Origin of the sequence: Micromonospora sp. DT44, from assembly GCF_049841635.1 — a bacterium.
Classification (GTDB): Bacteria; Actinomycetota; Actinomycetes; order Mycobacteriales; family Micromonosporaceae; genus Micromonospora.
This window is the reverse complement of record NZ_JBNCKS010000031.1, coordinates 27,101-47,088: the sequence shown is the minus strand read 5'-3', so window position 1 is coordinate 47,088 and position 19,988 is coordinate 27,101. Positions and strand designations below refer to the sequence as shown.

Genomic DNA, 19,988 nt, shown 5'->3' with positions numbered 1-19,988 from the left:
CATGGACCCCGTCCACCAGGACTTCTTCGAGGGCGGCGCCGGGCGGGAGCGCACCCTGGCCGCCAACGAGGAGGCCTTCGCGCGGCGGTGGCTCGTGCCACGGGCGCTCCGGGCGACCGGCGAACGCGACCTGCGGACCACGGTGGCCGGTACATCGTTGGCCGCACCGGTGCTGGTCGCTCCGACGGCCTTTCATCGGCTCGCGCACCCCGAGGGCGAGGTGGCCACGGCACGGGGGGCTGCGGCGGCCGGCACGGCGATGGTGGTGAGCATGGCCGCCACCCAGCCGGTCGAGCAGATCGCGGCGGCGGGCGGGACGCTGTGGTTCCAGCTTTACCCGCAACCCGACCTCGACTTCACGGAGTACGTGGTCAAGCGCGCCGAATCGGCGGGCTGCCAGGCGCTGGTGGTGACCGTGGACTCCCCGGTGTTCGGGCGACACGAGCGTGACCTGCGCAACGGCTTCACGGACCTGCCGCCCGGCTACGCCTGCGAGAACATGCGCGACGCAACCGGCCGGGTGCGTTCGATCGCGATGGACGCGACGGCGGGGTGGGACCGGATCGGGTGGCTGCGCGGTGTCACGGGACTACCGATCCTGCTCAAAGGAATCCTGCATCCCGCGGACGCCCGCCTCGCGGTCCAGCACGGTGCCGCCGGTGTGATCGTGTCCAACCACGGCGGACGACAGCTCGACGGGACGGTCCCCACGCTCGACGCGCTACCCGCGGTGGTGGCAGCCGTGCAGGGGCAGCTCCCGGTGCTGCTCGACGGGGGTGTGCGCGGCGGCACCGATGTGGTGATCGCGCTGGCGCTCGGGGCGCGGGCGGTGCTGGTGGGGCGGCCGGTGGTGCGAGGGCTCGCGGCGGCCGGGGCGGTGGGCGTACGGCAGGTGCTCGAACGACTCACCGGCGAGCTGGATCATGCCCTCGCCCTGGCCGGAGCGCGGCGACCGGCCGACCTGACGCCCGACGTGGTGGTGACCCGGTGAAGGCCGTGGTCGACCTCCGGGAGTGGATCTTCGAGTGGGTCAACGGGAGCGAGGGCATCGCGGTGCCCGGGCCGCTGGTGGGGCTGGAGGACTTCGAGCGGGTCTACAGCCACCCGGCCGCCGACGGGCGCAGCCGCGGGGCGGCCCTGTCGGACCTCTTCTGGTACTGGCTCGCTCCCGGTCCACAGATGCATCAGGAGCACCTGGAGCCCGGCGAGCGGTACAAGACGGTCGCGCGGACGACCCGTCAGGTGCTGGCCATCCCTCACCCGCGCTCCGACGAGCTGGCGACGGCCGCGACCCGACGGATCCTCGACGCGCTCCCGACCGGCCGGACCAGTCACGTGCGGCTCCGGGACCTGATGATGCCGATCTGGGCCGAAGTCTCGTACGAGCTGGTGTTCGGCGCATCCTGCCCGCGCGAGGTGCGGGACCTCATCGTGGCGAACGCGGACGACGTGGTCACGGCGCTGAAGGGAATGAGTCTGCGGCACATGTCCCGGCGGGATCGGCTGACGCGCTACCTGCTGGACCGAATCGACGCGGGGACGTGCCCGGTCGTGCTGCCGCCGCCCTTCACCGCTCTGGAGACCGCCTGGTACCTCCAGGGCGCCTTCTTCAACACGGCAGTGGTGCAGATGTCGGAGGCCATGACACACATCCTGCTGTGCGCCCAGTCCGTCGAGGACACCTCGGACGATTCCCTCGATCGGATCATCGACGAGACGCTCCGCGTGTACCCGCTGTTCGGCATCGCGCACCGGATCACCTCCGGACCGATCACCGTGGGAGACCACGTCCTGCGAACCGGATCGGTGCTGCTCTTCAACTACCGGGCCTACCAGCGCACCGGTCCCGCCGCCGACGACGAGTTCGACCCGGACCGCTGGCTGTCGTTGCGACGGCAGGACGCGCACTTCATCCCGTACGGCGTCACCGCCAACCGGGCCTGTCCAGCGCGCGGCTCGGCACCGGTCCAGCTCCGCGCGGCGACCCGGGAGGTGCTGCGGCGCTTCTCGGTCGCGTCTTCGGCAGCGCACACCCGTTCGCTGCCCAGTCGCGGTCCCGCGTACCTGACGCCCCGGGGCCTCCCGGGGCCCGGCCGCAACCGGCTCGCCCTGATGCGGCAGCGCGACCGCCTCTTCGACGTGGGCCGCTCGGTGAAGCAGCTGGTCTGCGGGACGTGGATGGTCGTCGACGCCCGACGACAGAAATTGTGCACCCGATTCTTCAAGGAGGTCGGCTCGTGACGCCCACTCAACTCGCCCCGCGGTTCTTCATCGCGGTCGCGGTCATCCTGCTCTTCTGCAAGCTGGTCGCCTGGCTCCTCGGCAAGGTGGGCCAGCCCGCCGTCGTGAGCGAGATGCTCGCCGGGGTGCTGCTCGGCCCGTCGCTGCTCGGCCTGCTCTGGCCGGGCGCGCAGGCCGCGCTCTTTCCCGCGCCGCTGCTGCCGATCCTGTACGTGGTCGGCCAGGTCGGCCTGGTGCTGTTCATGTTCCAGGCCGGGTACGCCTTCACCTCGCACCGGCTGAACAATCTCGCCGGCACGGCGGGAGCGGTGTCGCTCGCGGGTGTCACCGCGCCGCTGGTGCTGGGCATCCTGCTGGTCCTGGGCGTGGCGGGCTTCGTACCGATCCGTGCGGACGACGTGTCGCTGGGTGTGTCCGCCGCGTTCGTCGGCGTGGCACTGGCGATCACCGCCTTTCCGATGCTTGCCCGGATAATCACCGAGCGCGGCCAGACCGGTACCCGCCATGGGATGCTCGCCCTGGCCAGCGGCGCGATCGACGACATGGTCGCGTGGATCATGCTGGCGGTGGTGCTGGCGTTCGCCTCGGGCGAAGCCGGCCCGGCCCTGGTCACCGCGGGTGGCGCGGTGCTGTTCGGGGTGGCGCTGTGGCTGGGCGGGCGGCGGGTGACCAGCTACGTGATGGGGTTCCCGGGGGACCGCGCGCGGCTGCTCGGCACGGTGGCGCTGCTCTTTCTGGTCGCCTGGTACACCGATGAGATCGGGCTCTACGCGGTCTTCGGCGCCTTCGCGGTCGGCGTGGTGATGCCGCGCTCCGAGCAGACCGACAAGGTGGTCGACACGCTGTCGCCGATCGCCGCGACGGTGTTCCTGCCGCTGTTCTTCACCTACTCCGGTCTGCGCACCGAGTTCGCGCTGCTGGGCAATCCCGCTGTCCTCGGATTCGCCGCCGCGTGTGTGGCCGTGGCGATCGCCGGCAAGTACGGGGCCTGCTGGGCCGCGGCCCGCATGCGCGGTGAGCCGAACGGGGTCGCTCTGCGCATCGGCGCCCTGATGAACGCCCGTGGCCTGATGCAGCTGATCGCGCTCAACGTGGGTCTGGAGGCGGGCATCGTCAACCCGTCGCTCTTCACGGTGTTGGTGCTGGTCGCGCTCATCACGACGCTGATGACGACACCGCTGCTGAGCTGGATCGAGCGGCGCGAGGCCCGCACCAGCGCCGCTGCGCCCTCGCTCGTGACCGCCGGAACCCCGTAGATTGTTGTTTGCGACGACAAGTTTTCCGAGACATAGAGACATCTCGATCTGTCGGTGTCAGTATCTATACATGAATCGACTCCTGCTCGTCGAGGACGACTCGGAGCTACGCGGGATGGTGGCCGAGACGCTGACCGGCGAGGGATACGTCGTCGACCAGGCCCCCGACGGCCAGCGCGGCCTGCACCTGGGGCTCACCCGGCCGTACGACGTGATGGTGATCGACCGACGCCTACCCGCCCTCGACGGGCTGGACCTGGTCGTGCGGCTGCGCTCCCGGGCGGTGGCCGCCCGGGCGCTGCTGCTGACCGCGCTCGGCACCGTCGAGGACCGGGTCGCCGGCCTCGACGCGGGCGCCGACGACTACCTCACGAAGCCCTTCGACCTGGACGAGCTGAGCGCCCGCATCCGGGCACTCTGCCGTCGCAGCACCGACTCCACCGAGGTGCTGCGATTCGGGGCGGGCCAGCTCGACCTCTCCGCGCGCGACGCCGTCCTGCCCGACGGCACCCGGATCGCCCTCTCCGCACGCGAGTTCGAGCTGCTCCGGGTGCTCGCCGCCCGGCCGCTCACCGTCCACTCCCGCTCCGAGCTGCGCAGCCGGGTCTTCGACGAGGCGGCCGCGGCGTCCCTGGTCGACACGTACGTCTACTACCTGCGTCGGAAACTCGGCCGCTCGGTGATCCGGACCGTCCACGGTCTCGGCTACAAGCTGGGGACCCTGTGAGTTTCGAGGACACCATGCTGCGCCGGGCCAGGGCTCGGGTCAGCCTGCTCGTCGGACTCACGATGACGGGGCTGCTCGCCCTGGGCGCCGCCATCTCGTACGTCGCTCTGCTGCACAACCAGCAGGAACAGATCGAACGCGAGCTCAGCTACGGCGTGGTCCACGGCACCATCAACGGACCGCCGGCCTGCAGCTGGATCGTCCTGTCCGACGGCGGCCGCATCGACCTGGGCCGGAACCCACCCCCGCCGGGCTTCCCCCTGCGGTCCGCCATCGACGCGGCGGCCCTCGACGGCCAGGTCCACAGCGACAAAGTCGACCGCAACGGCACGACCTACTACGTCCGCACCCAGCCCCGTGGCACGGGAGTCGTGCAAGCGGTGTTCGACGCGCGTTTCCAGATCTCCGACCGGCGTCACCTGCTCGCCGCCTTCCTCCTCGCCGCGATCGTCGGCCTCGCCGCGGCAGCGCTCACGGGCATCGCCGTGGGCCGCCGAGCCGTGGCACCGCTCGCCGAGGCGCTCGGCCGGCAACGCCGGTTCGTCGCCGACGCCAGCCACGAGTTGCGCACCCCCATCGCCCAGGTACACACCCGCGCCCAGATCCTGGCCCGCCGCGCCGGCGCCGACCGCGCCGACTACGACCGCCTGATCGAGACCACCGGCCGGCTCGGTGAGATCGTCGACGAGCTCCTGCTCTCTGCCCGCCTCGCCGCCACCCCGGTCGGCCGGCACCCCTCCGAGCCCGTCAACCTGGCCCTCCTCACCGCCCAGGCCGTCGACTGCGAGGCCGACCGCGCCGCGGAGCAGGGCGTCCAGCTGCACATGACCGTCCCGGACACCCCGGTTCTCGTCTGCGGCATCGCCTCGGCCCTGCGCCGCGTGGTCGGCGAGCTGCTCGCCAACGCCCTCACCCACACCCCGACCGGCGGTCGCATCGACGTCGCCCTGCACACCTCGCGCCGGGGCGCGGACCTGGTGGTCATGGACAGCGGAGCCGGCTTCGACCCCGCCGACGCGCCACACCTCTTCGACCGCTTCCACCGCGGCGCCGGGGCGGCGGACCGCCGCTTCGGTCTGGGCCTGGCCCTGGTGAAGGAGGTGGTCACCAGCCACGGCGGGACGATCTCCACCGACAGCCGGCCCGGTGCCGGGGCGACCTTCATCGTCCGGCTACCGACAGTTCCGCCGCAGACTCCCCGGACCGCCTCGATCGGGCGAGAGGTACCACGCGAAACAGCTCAGCGGCCCGATCGGTATTCCCGACCAAGCCGCTGAGCTGCACAAACAAGGGTGGAGCCGAGGGGACTCGAACCCCTGACCCCCACACTGCCAGTGTGGTGCGCTACCAGCTGCGCCACGGCCCCTTGCTGTCGTCCCGGTCGCCCGGGCACTGGGAAACTATACACAGACCCGCCCGCATGGTCATCTCGCGGGGTCCCCACCCGGCCGGGTCAGTTCAGCGCCACGTCCGGCGGGAAGTGGGCGACGGCGGCCATCATCCCGCCCTGCCGGCGCAGCACCATCGGCCACAGGTCGTCAGGGCGGTCGACGAAGGCGTCGCCGGGCAGGGCATCCAGCACGAACCAGGACCCGTCGGCGATCTCCTGCTCCAACTGGCCGCTGCCCCAGCCGGAGTAGCCGGCGAACACCCGGATGCCTCCGATGCTCTCCCGCAGCTTCTCCGGGTCGACGGAGAGGTCGATCGTGCCGACCGCGCCGGACACCTGGTGGAAGCCCTTGAGTCGCCGTAGCGGTTGCCGCATCCGGGCCAGGCAGATCGCCGAGTCGGGTTGCACCGGGCCGCCCTCGAAGAGCACCGCCGGGTGGCGAGCCAGGTCGCTCCAGTCGCCCAGCACCTCGGCCACCGGCACCTCGGTCGCCCGGTTCAGGACGACGCCGAGCGCGCCTCCCGGCTCGTGGGCGACCAGCAGCACCACAGTACGGTCGAAGTTCGGGTCCTTGAGCGCCGGAGTCGCGACCAGCAGTCGCCCGGTCATCGCCTCCATCGCTCGTCCGCCGATCGCCTGGCCCTCTCCCTGCATCCCACCTACCCGTCAGCCGTGAGCCCGCACCCGGGTTCCGTCATCCGCCGCCTCCGCACGGTGCATCGGTGTCAGCGCGCTGTCAACGCCATGCCTGGCACCATAGCCTGCGTCCCGGGCGCTGGCTAAGGTCTGAGCGGCGGGTGATCGGACAGTTGCGACGGAGGTTCCATGGCACCGACAGCGGACCTCGCGGTGATCGGCGGCTCGGGGCTGTATGCGCTCCTTGACGGCACCCCCCATGAGCTGGGCACCCCTTACGGCCCACCGTCGGACGCGGTGACCATCGCGGAGGTGGCCGGGCGACGGGTCGCGTTCCTGCCCCGGCACGGTTCCGACCACCGGTATCCGCCACACCGGATCCCGTACCGGGCCAACCTGTGGGCGCTGCGCTCGCTCGGCGTACGCCAGGTGTTGGCGCCGTGCGCGGTCGGCGGGCTACGCCCGGAGCTGGGCCCGGGCACGTTCGTGGTGCCGGACCAGCTCGTCGACCGCACCAGCGGACGGGTGCAGACCTACTACGACGAGGGCGCGGTGCACGTGCCGTTCGCCGACCCGTACTGCCCGAAGGGCCGCCACGCCCTGCTCACCGCGGCGGCCGGGCGGGACGTCACGGCGGTGGACGGCGGGACCGTGGTGGTGGTCGAGGGCCCTCGGTTCTCCACCCGTGCCGAATCCCGCTGGTACGCGTCGATCGGCGGCACTGTCGTGAACATGACTGGCCACCCGGAGGCGGTGCTCGCCCGGGAGATGGCGCTCTGTTACTCCTCCATCGCGCTGATCACCGACCTGGACGCCGGGGTGCAGGCGGGCGAGACGGTGACCCAGGACGAGGTGTTCCGGGTGTTCGCGGCCAACACCGACCGACTGCGGGACGTGCTGCTGGACGCGTTGGCCGCGCTCCCCGCCGAGCAGGACTGCGCGTGTGGTCGGGCGTTGGACGGCATCAAACTGCCCTTCGCGCTCCCCTGAGCGCTCCCGGACGACCTCCCCGGACGCCGGAAAAGCCCGAAAGGTCTGTCACATCCCGATAGATTCGGCTGATCGGGAGGGCGGCCACGGTCGCCCCTGCGCGCGAGCGGAGGCAGGCGACGATGGCAACGGTCCGGGACGCGACGTACGACGTGCTCCGCACCCTGGGCATGACCACCGTCTTCGGCAACCCTGGCTCCACCGAGGAGCCGTTCCTGCGGGACTTCCCGGCCGACTTCCACTACGTCCACGCCCTGCACGAGGCCACGGCCGTGGCGATGGCCGACGGGTACGCCCAGGCCGCCGGCAGGCCTGCGCACGTCAACCTGCACACCGCGCCGGGCATGGGCAACGGGATGGGCAACCTGGTGACCGCCTGGCACAACAAGACGCCACTGATCGTCACCGCCGGTCAGCAGACCCGGGAGATGCTGCTGCTGGAGCCCCGGCTGACCAACCGACGGGCCGTCGAGCTGCCCGAGCCGTACGTCAAGTGGAGCTACGAGCCGGTCCGCGCGCAGGACATCCCGGCGACGCTGCTGCGAGCGTACGCGACCGCCGTACAGCCCCCGGTCGGACCGGTCTTCCTCTCCCTGCCGATGGACGACTGGGCCAAACCCGCCGAGACGCCCCCCGCGCCGCGCTCGGTGGCGACCCGCTTCGGGCCGGACCCGCAGCGGTTGGAGATGTTCGCCCGGGTGCTGGCCGACAGCCGCGACCCGGTCCTGGTGTTCGGCCCCGGCGTGGACCGCTCCGGCAGTTGGCCGGCGGCCGTCGCGCTGGCCGAACGACTTGCCGCACCGGTCTGGTCGGCACCGGCACCGGAGCGGGCCGTCTTCCCGGAGGACCACCCACAGTTCCGGGGGGTCCTGCCGTTCGCCATCGGGCCGCTCGCCGAGGCGCTGCACGGGCACGACACCGTCCTGGTCGTCGGCGCCCCGGTGTTCCGCTACTACCCGCACGTGCCGGGCAACCACCTGCCGGAGGGCGCCCGGCTGCTGCACGTCACGGACGACCCGGACGAGGCCGCCCGAGCCCCGGTCGGGGACAGCCTGCTCGGCGACCCCGGACTGGCCCTCACCGCCCTGCTCGACCTGCTTCCGGCCGCCAGCCGACAGCCGCCGGCGCCCCGGGCCGTCCCGCCGCCACCGGAGGTCACCGTGCCGCTGAGCGCCGACGCGATGTTCGCCGCGCTGGCGGCGCACTGGCCGGCCGACGGCGTGCTGGTCCAGGAGTCACCGTCCAACCTGGCCGCGCTGCGCCGCAATCTGCGCATCACCCGACCGGCGTCGTACTTCACGATGGCCAGCGGCGGCCTCGGCTACGGCCTGCCGGCCGCGATCGGCGTGGCCCTGGCCGAGCGGGATACCGGGCGCGGCCGGCCGGTGGTCGCGGTGATCGGCGACGGCTCGTTCCACTACTCCGTACAGGCGCTCTGGACCGCCGCACGCCTGTCCCTGCCCGTCGTGGTCGTCGTCCCGATCAATCAGCAGTACGCGATCCTCAAGGCGTTCGCCGAGCTGAAGGACACTCCGGGGGTACCCGGGCTGGACCTGCCGGGCTTGGACGTCACGGCGATCGCGGCCGGCTACGGCTGCGCCACCGAGGTGGTGCGCACCCCCGACGAGTTCGGCGCGGCCCTCGCGGCCGGGCTGCGCGCCGGAGGTCCCACCGTGCTGCCGGTGCCGATCAGCACCGACGTGCCCACGATCCTCTGACCGGCGTACGGGGCCGTCACCGTGGGGCGATCGTCAGCAGGGTGCCGTTGACGACGTCCAGCACGGGCCGTGCCCCCAGCGGCGCGTCCAGGGTGACGGTGACCGGTTGAAGCTTGAGCATGGCGTTGCAGACGCCGGTCGACCGGGTGACCGTGCCGCCGACCACCACCACGTCCGGCCGTTCCGACACCAGCGGGGTGATGCCCGTGTCACAGGAGCCGACGCCCAGGTGGACGGTCAGTCGTGCGCCGTCCACCGCCACGAGGTCCTGTGCGGCGACCACGCCGTCCGGTGGCGGCTGCGTCGGTGGGGACACCGAGGGAACCGGGGTGACCGCCGTCGGCGCGACGGCGAGCTGGGCCACCGGGGTGGCCAACTCCTCCACCGTGAACAGCCACGCCGGTACCTGCGCCTCGCCCCGACTCGTACGGACGGGCACGGTGCCGAGGGTCACCCCGGTGACGGTCAGCGGGAGGCAGGCCGTCTGCGTCGTGCTGGTGGCCCAACCGTCCGGCCCAGGCTCGACCGTGGGACCGCCGGGGGTCGGCAGTCCGGGCCGCTTCGGCCGACCCGGGCACGGCAGCGGGTCGCCCTGGGCGAGCTGCCGGTACGCCTCGGCGGCGCTGATGAGCGGCAGGGTCAACCGACCGTCCGGGAAACGGATCTCGCCGCTGACACCGGTCGACGGAATGGCGACCTGCGCGCGGTACCAGCCGGACCGGAAGGCCGTCTCGGTGTCCGGGGTGAAACGCGGATCGCCGGTGAGCACGGTCGGCGCCTGGAGCGGGACGTACCCGTCACGCCAGCCGGGACCGGGCCGCCAGGCCGCGGCGACGGCGGCGGCCCGGTCGTCGAACGCACGATTGGCCGACGTGGTGGGACCGCGACCGGGGGCGGGGTCGGCGCCGGGCGCGGCGCAGGACACCATGGACAGCAGGGGCAGGACGAGCAGCAGGACCGGTCGACGCATGCCGGGTTCGACGGTGCCGCCGCGGCGTCGGTTCCGGTGTCGGCTCAGGTCCCGCCACCCAGATCCATCTGGTACGCCTCCCGCACCGCGCCGCTACCAGCTCAGGCGTCCGCCAGTCGGCGCAGGTGGGCGGCGACGGCGCGAGCGTCGGGTGCAGCCTCGGGCCCACCCGCGACGAACGCGTCAGCCAGCGCGCGCAGCTCGGACGGCGGCAGAACCGGCAGACCCATGCCCCGAAGCGGGATCGTAGCCCGCTGCCCGCCGACCCGATCGGTGACGACGATGGCAGAAGGACCACCACGGCCGTCCGGGTCGCGGTACGACCCGGGGTCGACGCGTACGTTGGCGAGATCGACGGTTCGGCTGCGCAGCGCACCTCGCACGTGCACCCGGCTCCCGTCCAACCACGCGGCCGTCCGCAGCACCCGCAGCACCAGGTAGACACCGAGCAGGACGAACGGGAGCCCACACAGCCCGAGGAACAGTCCCCGCCCCGACCCGCCTCCGGACTTCCGCAGCGCGGGCGGCAGCATGCCGGGCGGCAGATCACGGGCCTCCTCATAGGTGGCGAACCCATCCCCGGGGCCGGTGAGGCGACGCAGCAGCCCGCCGGCGATCACGGGCCCCAGCACGAATGCCGCACCGACCGCCGCGACGAGCACCCCCGTCACCACCGCGAGCGTGCGTTGACCGGCTGACGCGCCGACCGACAGACGCAGTCCCTGGTTCGCCACAGCCGCAGCGTAGGCGGCAACGCCCCACTCGTCACATACGACGATGCGCCCCGGCCGGTGGGCCGGGGCGCATCGTTTCGAGGTGGTGGAGGTGCCGGGAATCGAACCCGGGTCCTTCGCCGGTTTGTCAGGGCTTCTCCGAGCGCAGCTCGCTGTGCCTCTACTCGGCCCCACCGCTCACGCGAGCAAGTTGGTGTGACGGGCCCAGTCGCTGATTGATCTCGCCGCACGGACCCCGCGACCGGGTCCGATTGGCCAGCCTTCTAGCTGATGCCGGCTACTGGGACGAAGGCGTTCCCAGGCCGACAGACTTAGCTACTCGCCTCAGGCGGCGAGAGCGAAGTCAGCGCGATTGTTCTTGGCGCTTATAAGTTTCCGACGACCGATTCTCGAGACGACGTCGGCTTCCTCGGCTCGCTTCCCCTGTCGCTGCGTACGAAGTCGAAACCAGTCACCCCCTCGACAGGCCACCGATGTGGTGGCACTGACAAGACTAACGCCTGCCGCAACGGCTTTCATCCCGAGGCCCGGTCCGGCACACCGACCCGGACAAACGGGATGAATCAGTCGGTCATCCCCTTGCCGCGCCGACCGGACACCCGGGCGATCTCCCGGTCCGCGTCGCGCTTGGCGAGGTCCTGGCGCTTGTCGTACGACTTCTTGCCCTTGGCCAGGGCGATCTCCACCTTGGCCCAGCCGTCGGAAAAGTAGACCTGCAACGGGACGATGGTCAGACCGCCCTCGCGGGTCTTGCCGACCAGCTTGTCGATCTCACCACGGTTGAGCAGCAGCTTGCGGGTACGCCGGGGCTCGTGGTTGGTCCAGGTGCCCTGGGTGTACTCCGGGATGTGCATCGCATGCAAGTACAGCTCGCCGTCGCGCTCCTGGGCGAACGCGTCGACAAGCGATGCCCGCCCGGCCCGCAGCGACTTGACCTCGGTGCCGGTCAGCGCCATGCCCGCCTCGTACGTGTCGAGGATCGAGTAGTCGTGGCGCGCCTTCTTGTTGGAGGCGACCACCTTGCGCCCCTTTTCCCGTGGCATCGGCGCCACCCCCTTCCCTGGTTCGTCCGGCTGCGGAGTCACCCCGGCCGGACAACCGATCATGCTACCGGAGTAACAAGGACCCTCCCCTGCCGTTTATTTCCGGCCACGGGAGGGTCCTTGTCAGAGGACGAACCCGACTAGACCCGCAGGTAGAAGCGCAGGGTGATCCAGGCGGTGGCGGCGCTGACCAGACCACCGACGAAGGCCATCAGCGGGAAGATGACCAGGATGTCGCCCCAGCTGATCGGCGACAGCAGACCCTGCAACGCCTTGAGTGACCCGTCGAAGAGCAGATATTTCGCTGCCACCAGGGCCACCAGGCCGAGCAGTGCGCCGATCAGACCGGCCACCACGGCCTCCAGCACGAACGGCGCCTGGATGAACCAGTTGGACGCGCCAACCAGCTTCATGACCGCCACCTCGCGCCGCTTGCTGTACGCGGCGACCTGGATGGTGTTGGCCACCAGGAGCAGCGCGGCGATGGCCATCACGATCGCGGCGGCCAGAGCGATGTTCTGGATCGCGGTGAGGACGTCGAAGATCTTGTCCAGGAGCCGGCTCTGGTCGACGATCTCGTCGACACCCTCGGTCTCCTTGTACTGGTCGTAGATGTTCTTGTACTGCTCCGGGTTCTTCAGCTTGAGCCGGAACGACTCCGGAAGCTGATCCGGCTTGACCGCGTTCACCAGGTCCGGCGCGTCCTGGTACATCTCCTGGAACTTCTTGTACGCCTCGTCCTTGTTGACGTAGATGACGTCCTTGACCAGGGGGTCGTTCTTCAGCTTGTCGTTCAGGTCGGTGCGCTGCTGCTCGCTCACCTCCTGGGTCAGGAAGATCGAGACCTCGATGTTCTTGTAGTAGAGGTCCTTCATGTCGTCAACCTGGCGGTACATCAGACCGCTGGCACCGAGCATGGTCAGCGAGACCGCCATCGTGATGATCATCGCGACAGTCATGGTCACGTTGCGCCACAGTCCGACCAGTACCTCGGACAGGACGTATTTCACGCGCATCGGGATTTCCTCCGGGTCTCCGGCATGAGGTGTTCGTCGTCAGGCTGCGTAAGGGGTGAGCGCCGGCTCACCCGTAGACGCCGCGGGCCTGGTCACGCACGATGCGGCCGCTCTCGATCTCGATGACGCGGCGGCGCATCTGGTTCACGATGTTGGAGTCGTGCGTGACCATCACGACGGTCGTGCCGGTGCGGTTGATCCGGTCCAGCAGACGCATGATCTCGATCGAGGTGTCCGGGTCCAGGTTTCCGGTCGGCTCGTCCGCCAGCAGGATCAGCGGACGGTTCACGAACGCCCGGGCGACGGCGACCCGCTGCTGCTCACCACCGGAGAGCTCGTGCGGATAGCGATGCTCCTTGCCACCGAGCCCCACCAGCTCCAGCACCTCCGGCACGACCCGGCGGGCAACCGCCTTGGTCTTGCCGATCACCTCGAGAGCGAACGCCACGTTCTCGTAGGCGGTGCGGTTCGGCAACAGCCGGAAGTCCTGGAAGACACAGCCGATCGAACGCCGGAAGTGGGGTCGCTTCCAGGAGCGCATCGACGTGACGTCCTTGCTGTTGACGATGACGCGTCCCTTGTTGGGGGTCACCTCGTGCAGCAGCATCTTGATGATCGTGGACTTGCCGGAGCCGGATGGACCGATGAAGAAGACGAACTCGCCCTTCTCGATCGAGACGGACACGTTGTCGAGCGAAGGCCGGGACGCCTTCGGGTACGTCTTCGTCACTTGCTCAAGCTGAATCACGGGTGGTGAGTCTACGCGGTGTAACAACTGAGCCAAGCCCCACGCCCCGCAGATGGGGCGCGCGTCGTCGAATCAGGCTCTCACCTGGAGATCGATGACGCGCTCCGCCCACGCATCGTTACGCACTGTCGCTGGCGAGCTGCCGCTGCTTACGCCAACGGATACCCGCCTCGATGAAACCGTCCAGTTCGCCGTCGAAGACGGCGCTCGGATTGCCGGTCTCCTGCTCGGTTCGGAGATCCTTCACCATCTGATACGGGTGCAGGACGTACGAGCGCATCTGGTCGCCCCACGAGCCGGCGGCGTTCTCCTTGAGGCCCTCCAGCTTGGCCTGCTCCTCCTGACGCTTGCGCTCCAGCAGCCGAGCCTGGAGGACTCGCAGTGCGGAAGCCTTGTTCTGCAGCTGGGACTTTTCGTTCTGGCAGGTCACCACGATGCCGGTGGGGATGTGGGTGAGTCGGACCGCCGAGTCGGTGGTGTTGACGCTCTGCCCACCCGGGCCCGACGAGCGGTAGACGTCGGTCCGGACCTCGTTCTCCGGGATGTCGATGTGGTCGGTCTGCTCGGTGACCGGCAGCACCTCGACGCCCGCGAAGCTGGTCTGCCGGCGGCCCTGGTTGTCGAACGGGCTGATCCGGACCAGCCGGTGGGTGCCCGACTCGACGCTGAGCGTGCCGTAGGCGTAGGGCACCTTGACGGCGAAGGTGGCCGACTTCAGGCCCGCCTCCTCGGCGTACGAGGTCTCGTAGACCTCCGTCGGGTAGCCGTGCCGCTCGGCCCAGCGCAGGTACATCCGCAGCAGCATCTCGGCGAAGTCCGCCGCGTCCACACCGCCCGCGCCGGCGCGGATGGCGACCAGCGCCTCCCGGGAGTCGTACTCGCCGGAGAGCAGGGTGCGGACCTCCATCTCCTGGATGGCCTTGGTCAGCCCGGTGATCTCCACCTCGACCTCGGTCAGCACACCCGGGTCGGACTCGGCCTCGGCAAGCTCCAGCAGCACCCGGGCGTCGTCGAGCTGCGAGCGCAGGCTGCCCAGCTTGCTGATCTCGCCATTGACGTACGACAGCTGCGAGGTCACCTGCTGAGCCTTGGCCTGGTCGTCCCACAGGTCGGGGGCGGACGCCTCCTGCTCCAAGCGGGCCTTGTCCTCGTGCAGCCGGTCCAGATTGAGGACGGCCTCGATGTTGCGCAGGGTCGCGTCGAGTTCCTTGAGCTGTTCGGCGTAATCGGCAGCGGTCACGACAGACAAGCGTACTGCGCGGACGAGGAGTGAGCTTGCGAGCCCCGCAGGTCCGCGCCAAATAAGCTCCGCGCGGACGAGGAGTGAGCTTGCGAGCCCCGCAGGTCCGCGCCAAATAAGCTTCGCGCGGACGAGGAGTGAGCTTGCGAGCCCCGCAGGTCCGCGCCAAATAAACTCCGCGTCGTGGAAGTCGCAGCCCGTTCCGTGTCCGCGAACCCGCCGGCGATCACCCGGCGGGGGCGGACTTCAGCCAGGACAGGGCCGCCCGATGGTAGGCAACGGCGAACTCCAGCGCGCTGGCGTCGTACGTCTCGCCGTCCCGTTTGGCGTTCTTGACCTGCTCCCGCACCTGGGCGAGGGCCTCGGTGTGGTACTCGTTGGCCGAGGCGTACAGGCTCTTGAGCTGGCTGGACGAGTGGAGGTTGCCGAAGGCCATCCGGAGCGCTATCGGGTTGCGGATCGTGTCCCGCCCCGGGTTCTCCGCCAGCCAGCGGGTGAACGTCCGTTTCCCGCTGGCGGTGAGCGCGTACGGCTGACTCATTCGGGGGCCCGGCTTGCCGAGCCGTACGTAGCCCCGCTCGGCCAGGACCGGCAACTCGCGGTAGACCTGACTACGGGTCATCGACCAGTAGGGCGCCAGCCGGCGCTCTGCGGCGGCCATCAACTGGCCGCCTGTCATGGGACCCTCGTGGAGCAGCCCGAGAAGGGCCGCCGCCGTGGGGTTGACTCCGGATTCCGCCATGCCCGTTACGCTGCCACTTTGCGCTGCCGGCGTCCAGGATTTGGCGGTTTGCCACCCAAGAAGGACTTCCTAAGTGCACTGTCGGCGACAGACTGTCCGTTGAGGACTATCGATGGATTGCCGCCCTCGGCCGACCGCCGGCGGCGCTACGCACGCCGCCGGCGGATCGCCGCAGGTCAGCCCATGTGGGGGTACGTGTGGTCGGTCGGCGGAACGAAAGTCTCCTTGATCGTGCGCGGCGACACCCAGCGGACCAGGTTGAGCCAGGAGCCCGCCTTGTCGTTGGTGCCGCTGGCACGGGCCCCACCGAAGGGCTGCTGCCCGACGACCGCGCCGGTCGGCTTGTCGTTGATGTAGAAGTTGCCGGCCGCGTACCGCATGCGCTCGCCGACCGCGTCGACGACCCGGCGGTCGGTGGCGAACACCGACCCGGTCAGCGCGTACGGGGCGATCGACTCGGCCTGCGCGACAACCTCGTCGAAGCGGGCGTCGTCGAACACGTGGACGCCGAGGATCGGCCCGAAGTACTCGGTGGTGAACGTCTCGTGCGCGGCGTCGGAGCACTCGAAGAGCGTCGGCCGGACGAAGTAGCCGACCGAGTCGTCCGCCGTGCCACCGGCCAGCACCCGGCAGCTGTCGTCGCCGTTGATCAGCTCCAGCGCCGCGGTGTGCCGGGCGAACGCCTTGTCGTCGATCACCGCGCCGCCGAAGTTGCCGAAGTCGGCCACGTCGCCGTAGGTCAGCGAGTCGGCGGTCGCGGCCAGACGGTCGCGCAGGCCACCTTCCCAGATCGAGCGCGGCACGTACGCCCGCGAGGCGGCCGAGCACTTCTGGCCCTGGTACTCGTACGCGCCGCGGATCAGCGCGGTGTGCAGGGCGTCCACGTCGGCGCTGGTGTGCGCGACCACGAAGTCCTTGCCGCCGGTCTCGCCGACCAACCGCGGGTAGCCCCGGTAGCGCGCGATGTTGTCGCCGACGGTCTTCCACAGGTGCTGGAACACCTTCGTCGAACCGGTGAAGTGGATACCGGCCAGGTCCGGGTCGGCGAGCACGACATCGGACACCTCCTCGCCCCGGCCGGTCACCATGTTGATAACGCCGGGTGGCAGGCCGGCGGCCTCGAAGAGCCGCATGGTGAAGTGCGCGGCGAACTGCTGGGTCGGGCCCGGCTTCCAGATCACGGTGTTACCCAGCAGCGCCGGCGCGGAAGGCAGGTTGCCGGCGATGGCGGTGAAGTTGAACGGGGTGACCGCGTAGACGAAGCCCTCCAGGGGCCGGTGGTCGAAGCGGTTCCACACGCCGGGCGACGACGCCGGCTGCTCCTCGAGCAGACGCCGCGCGAAGTGCACGTTGAAGCGCAGGAAGTCGATGAACTCGCAGGCCGAGTCGATCTCCGCCTGGATCGCGGTCTTCGACTGGCCGAGCATGGTGGCGGCGTTGAGGGTGTCCCGCCAGGGGCCGGCGAGCAGTTCGGCGGCGCGCAGGAAGATCGCGGCGCGCTCCTCGAACGGCAACGCCCGCCACATCGGCGCGGCGTCCTTGGCCGCCTTGATCGCGGCCCGGGCGTCGTCGTGCGAGGCGTGCGCGGTCACGCCCAGCACGTGCGCGTGCTTGTGCGGCTGCACCACGTTGATCGGGTCGCCCGCCGCCATCCGCTGCTCCCCGCCGATGGTCATCGGCAGGTCGATGCGCTCGGCGGCCAGCTCGGTCAGCCGCCGCTGCAACCGCTCCCGGTCTGCGCTGCCCGGCTCGTAGTTGCGGACCGGCTCGTTGCGCGGCTCGGGAACGGAGAACACGGCATCCATCAAGGCTCCTGGCGATCTCGACAGCGGTGGCGAAACCGGACCCGCGGGCACCGACCGGATAGTCGGACACCGGACGCCGCGCGGGGTAGCCGAGCAGCGGCGGGACCTCCCGCGATTGTTTCACGCGTAGGTGCTGGCCCTGCCGCCGCCGTCACTCGATCGCGAAGGACCGCCCTGCCCTTTCTCTCCTTACCGCTCGCCGTGGTGGGGCTGGGGCGGGCCGTTACCGGTCGCGGTGGTGGGCTGGGGCGAGCGTCCCCGGCTCCGGGCGGTCAGGCTTGATCCCTCCGCCGGGGACGCTCGCCCCAGCCCCGACGTTGGTCGCCGTCCGCGCGCCCATTGCGGCTCCTTCTGGGGTACGCCTCGACGTGCCGCCCGTCCTGCGAAATCGACGCGCCGCCCGTCCTGCGGAGCTGCGAGCGTGTCCCGCCCCTGGGGCAGTTCGACGGCGCTCGACTTGTCCTGAGGGCTCGACTTGTACTGAGGGCTCGACTTGTACTGAGGGCTCGACTTGTACTGAGGGCTCGACTTGTACTGAGGGCTCGGCTGGGGCGGGTCGACGTACCCGGGGGGTGTGGCTCGTTCGGTGGGGGGCGCGGCGGTCCGCGTACCCTGAATGGTCGGTGACCTGGCGCCTCGAAGGGGAGACGATGACCAAGCAGCCCGGCCGCGACTCAGCCGCGGAGTCGGACCAGCCGGAGGTCGACGCGACCACCCCGACGGCCGGGCCCGTCCCGGCGCCCGGAGCGGCGGTCCTCGCGCTGCTGGCGCTCGGCTGGTTGGCCGCCATGCTCTGGTCGACCCGGGAGGCCATCACCTCGGCGGCGGCCGGCATCACCGCGATCAGCCTGTCCGCGTTCGCCCTGCCCGGCGTGATCTCCGCCGCGCTGGTGGCCGGCGCGGCCACCGCGCTGGCCTTCGGCAACCTCCTGTCCCGCCGGTACGGCGACGGGGCCACTCTGCGTTTCGTCGGCGCGATCGGGGCCGGGATGGTGGTCGGGCTGCTCGCCGCGGTGGCGATCAACCTCACCTACTTCGACACCTCGACCACCAACGTGATCGCCGGCACCACCGCGGCCGCCGCGATCATCGGCGGGGCGATCGCGGGCGCCCGGACCGCCCCGGCGGTCGGTGCGGTGGTGACCGCCGCGCTGGGCACGCTGGTCTTCGTAGTGGCATTCAGCCGTGCCCGGGACCCGCTGTTCGACCTCTTCGGCGCGGGCGACACCCAGCAGTCGCTCGTCGACGCGGCCAAGTGGGTGTCCCGCACCGAGTCGCTCCTCGGCGGCCTGGTCGCCGGACTACTCGCCTTCGGTTACCTCACCTGGGCGCGGCGTCGAGCCCTGCGGCGTGATCCGCAGACGCGCGCGCTGCGCTGGCCGGCGTACCTGCTCGCAGGCGCCGGACCGGGCCTGCTCCTGCTGCTCGCCGAAGTGATCATCCGGATCGGCGGTCGCTCACTGCTCGACCTGGCCAGCGCGCTCAGCGAGGCGGACGCGGTGGCGCAGACGTCGCTGGGCACCTCGCGGGTGGACAACGGCATCTGGGTGCTGTTCGTGGGGGCGCTGACCGCGCTCGTCGCGTTCGGCCGAACGCTCGGCCCAGCACAGATCGACGACGAGCCGACCCCGACCGGCCGACCCGGCACCGAGCCGACGACAACCGCGAACGCCGCCGACGACGTCGAGGAGGACGAGCCGGACACGGCGGTCCGGGAGGCGGACGCCGACCCGGCCCGCTGAGACGCGTGCCGGCTGCTCAGCCGGCGGCGCGCAGCAGGATGTCCAACTCCGTCACGTCGTACCACTCAAGTTCGTGATCCTCGGCGCCGTCGACGGTGAACTGCGCGTCCGGGTCACCGGCGGCGGCCTCGGCCACCACGTCGGCCGCTGCGGCGACCTCTTCGACGGCATCCGTGCCGTCCACATGGATCGCCGCGACAGCCCCCACCGGCACGGTGTCGGTCAACGTCACCAGGCTCGAGCCCAGCTCGCCGTCGCCACGACCGAGCGCGGCGGGCGACAGGTCGACCGAGACGACCACGCGGCGGCGTGGTGCGGCCGGATCCTCCCGGAGCAGGTGCAGCGCGTCCTGGGCGGCCCGGGTGAACGCGACGTACTCCAACTCCTCCTCGTCGCCCTCGGCGTACCACTCGCGCAGCGCGGGCGTCACCGCGTGCGCGGTGTCGGCGGTCAGCGCCTGCTCGCGCAGGCGGGCCAGCATGGGTACGGTCGCCGGCACGTACACCCGGACAAGCTCGTCGGTCACCGGTCGTCTCCCCGCTCGATTCCGTGCCGGCGGTAGCCGGCACGGGCGCAGATCATGCCGCACGCCGTGACCGTCATACACCTCGCCTCCGGCCGGTGGAAGTTTCCCGCCGGTGTGTCCGCCACCGATGGCCGCCGCAGCGTTGGGCGGTGAGCACTGTCGGTGGCAAACTGAGGCAAACGACGTCAACCCCGGGAGTTCCTGTGGAGCCGAGGTTCCTGCTGCTCTCCGACGTGGCCGCCGAGCTGAACGTGTCGGACTCGCAGGTCTACCACATGGTCCGCAGCGGGGAGCTGCCGGCGATCAAGGTCGGCGGGCGCGGTCAGTGGCGGGTCGAGCGGGCGCGACTAGAGGAGTACATCGCGCAGAAGTACGCCGAGACCGCCGACTGGGTACGCGAGAACCCCCTCGTCGACCGCGACCCCGAGTAGCCACGCCCGGCTCTCCGCTCGGTGATCCACTCC

19 protein-coding genes, 1 tRNA gene and 1 other RNA gene are annotated in these 19,988 nt (G+C 70.7%); 9 read left to right on the top strand and 12 right to left on the bottom strand.

The annotated features are described in order from the left end of the window. Position 1 precedes the first annotated feature (1 nt). The 5 genes from ACLQ25_RS18900 (at position 2) to ACLQ25_RS18880 (ending at position 5,501) form a co-directional block, all read left to right on the top strand. Positions 2-991 (top strand): alpha-hydroxy acid oxidase, encoded by a 990-nt coding sequence (locus ACLQ25_RS18900; protein ID WP_425732154.1) that lies wholly within the window; start codon positions 2-4, stop codon positions 989-991. Then, positions 988-2,241 (top strand): cytochrome P450, encoded by a 1,254-nt coding sequence (locus tag ACLQ25_RS18895; RefSeq protein WP_425732153.1) that lies wholly within the window; start codon positions 988-990, stop codon positions 2,239-2,241. Before ACLQ25_RS18900 ends, ACLQ25_RS18895 begins: the two co-directional genes overlap by 4 nt. Then, complete coding sequence (locus tag ACLQ25_RS18890) at positions 2,238-3,497, top strand: cation:proton antiporter (RefSeq protein ID WP_425732152.1); 1,260 nt, start codon at positions 2,238-2,240, stop codon at positions 3,495-3,497. Before ACLQ25_RS18895 ends, ACLQ25_RS18890 begins: the two co-directional genes overlap by 4 nt. 70 nt (positions 3,498-3,567) lie before the next feature. Further along, on the top strand, positions 3,568-4,224 hold the full coding sequence (locus ACLQ25_RS18885) for a response regulator transcription factor (RefSeq protein ID WP_425732151.1): 657 nt from the start codon (positions 3,568-3,570) through the stop codon (positions 4,222-4,224). Further along, the gene (locus tag ACLQ25_RS18880) at positions 4,221-5,501 is read left to right on the top strand and encodes a sensor histidine kinase (protein WP_425732150.1); all 1,281 of its coding nucleotides are present in this window, start codon (positions 4,221-4,223) and stop codon (positions 5,499-5,501) included. Before ACLQ25_RS18885 ends, ACLQ25_RS18880 begins: the two co-directional genes overlap by 4 nt. Before the next feature lie 16 nt (positions 5,502-5,517). On the opposite strand, the gene ACLQ25_RS18875 is transcribed toward ACLQ25_RS18880, so the two are convergent. After that, positions 5,518-5,590: transfer RNA gene (locus tag ACLQ25_RS18875), tRNA-Ala, on the bottom strand. Positions 5,591-5,677: 87 nt separating this feature from the next. Then, positions 5,678-6,268 carry a YqgE/AlgH family protein gene (locus tag ACLQ25_RS18870; RefSeq protein ID WP_425732149.1) on the bottom strand — a complete coding sequence of 197 codons (591 nt, stop codon included), beginning with the start codon at positions 6,266-6,268 and terminating at the stop codon, positions 5,678-5,680. A 171-nt stretch (positions 6,269-6,439) separates the two neighbouring features. On the opposite strand from ACLQ25_RS18870, the gene ACLQ25_RS18865 reads away from it, so the two are divergent. Both ACLQ25_RS18865 and mdlC read left to right on the top strand, forming a co-directional pair. Continuing rightward, a complete protein-coding gene (locus tag ACLQ25_RS18865; protein ID WP_425732148.1) occupies positions 6,440-7,240 on the top strand; it encodes an S-methyl-5'-thioadenosine phosphorylase in 801 nt (266 codons plus the stop codon). 122 nt (positions 7,241-7,362) lie between these two features. Then, a complete protein-coding gene (mdlC, locus tag ACLQ25_RS18860) occupies positions 7,363-8,958 on the top strand; it encodes a benzoylformate decarboxylase (protein ID WP_425732147.1) in 1,596 nt (531 codons plus the stop codon). A gap of 16 nt (positions 8,959-8,974) precedes the next feature. Here the strand turns inward: mdlC and ACLQ25_RS18855 are convergent, their stop codons facing one another. The 9 genes from ACLQ25_RS18855 to pruA all read right to left on the bottom strand — a co-directional run bounded on the left by ACLQ25_RS18855 (position 8,975) and on the right by pruA (position 17,256). Beyond that, positions 8,975-9,928, bottom strand: a complete 954-nt coding sequence (locus tag ACLQ25_RS18855; RefSeq protein ID WP_425732146.1) for a hypothetical protein — start codon at positions 9,926-9,928, stop codon at positions 8,975-8,977. A 101-nt stretch (positions 9,929-10,029) separates the two neighbouring features. Beyond that, the gene (locus tag ACLQ25_RS18850) at positions 10,030-10,662 is read right to left on the bottom strand and encodes a hypothetical protein (RefSeq protein ID WP_425732145.1); all 633 of its coding nucleotides are present in this window, start codon (positions 10,660-10,662) and stop codon (positions 10,030-10,032) included. Positions 10,663-10,745: 83 nt separating this feature from the next. After that, positions 10,746-11,121, bottom strand: a transfer-messenger RNA (tmRNA) gene (gene ssrA, locus ACLQ25_RS18845). A 104-nt stretch (positions 11,122-11,225) separates the two neighbouring features. After that, positions 11,226-11,705: an SsrA-binding protein SmpB gene (gene smpB / locus ACLQ25_RS18840; protein ID WP_425732144.1), complete on the bottom strand. Its 480-nt coding sequence runs from the start codon at positions 11,703-11,705 to the stop codon at positions 11,226-11,228. Positions 11,706-11,845: 140 nt separating this feature from the next. Beyond that, the gene (ftsX, locus tag ACLQ25_RS18835; protein WP_425732143.1) at positions 11,846-12,721 is read right to left on the bottom strand and encodes a permease-like cell division protein FtsX; all 876 of its coding nucleotides are present in this window, start codon (positions 12,719-12,721) and stop codon (positions 11,846-11,848) included. Between the two features lie 67 nt (positions 12,722-12,788). Then, positions 12,789-13,469 (bottom strand): cell division ATP-binding protein FtsE, encoded by a 681-nt coding sequence (gene ftsE / locus ACLQ25_RS18830; protein ID WP_007455859.1) that lies wholly within the window; start codon positions 13,467-13,469, stop codon positions 12,789-12,791. Positions 13,470-13,587: 118 nt separating this feature from the next. Then, positions 13,588-14,709, bottom strand: a complete 1,122-nt coding sequence (prfB, locus tag ACLQ25_RS18825; protein ID WP_425732142.1) for a peptide chain release factor 2 — start codon at positions 14,707-14,709, stop codon at positions 13,588-13,590. A gap of 226 nt (positions 14,710-14,935) precedes the next feature. Next, positions 14,936-15,451 carry a PadR family transcriptional regulator gene (locus ACLQ25_RS18820; protein ID WP_425732141.1) on the bottom strand — a complete coding sequence of 172 codons (516 nt, stop codon included), beginning with the start codon at positions 15,449-15,451 and terminating at the stop codon, positions 14,936-14,938. 176 nt (positions 15,452-15,627) lie between these two features. Then, positions 15,628-17,256 carry an L-glutamate gamma-semialdehyde dehydrogenase gene (gene pruA / locus ACLQ25_RS18815; RefSeq protein WP_355052003.1) on the bottom strand — a complete coding sequence of 543 codons (1,629 nt, stop codon included), beginning with the start codon at positions 17,254-17,256 and terminating at the stop codon, positions 15,628-15,630. A gap of 650 nt (positions 17,257-17,906) precedes the next feature. Between pruA and ACLQ25_RS18810 the strand changes: the two genes are divergently transcribed. Further along, the gene (locus ACLQ25_RS18810; protein WP_425732140.1) at positions 17,907-18,998 is read left to right on the top strand and encodes a hypothetical protein; all 1,092 of its coding nucleotides are present in this window, start codon (positions 17,907-17,909) and stop codon (positions 18,996-18,998) included. 16 nt (positions 18,999-19,014) lie between these two features. Here the strand turns inward: ACLQ25_RS18810 and ACLQ25_RS18805 are convergent, their stop codons facing one another. Beyond that, positions 19,015-19,524, bottom strand: coding sequence for a DUF6912 family protein (locus ACLQ25_RS18805; RefSeq protein ID WP_425732139.1), 510 nt, complete (start codon positions 19,522-19,524; stop codon positions 19,015-19,017). A gap of 203 nt (positions 19,525-19,727) precedes the next feature. Between ACLQ25_RS18805 and ACLQ25_RS18800 the strand changes: the two genes are divergently transcribed. After that, positions 19,728-19,955 carry a helix-turn-helix transcriptional regulator gene (locus ACLQ25_RS18800; protein ID WP_357134753.1) on the top strand — a complete coding sequence of 76 codons (228 nt, stop codon included), beginning with the start codon at positions 19,728-19,730 and terminating at the stop codon, positions 19,953-19,955. The last annotated feature ends 33 nt before the right edge of the window (positions 19,956-19,988 follow it).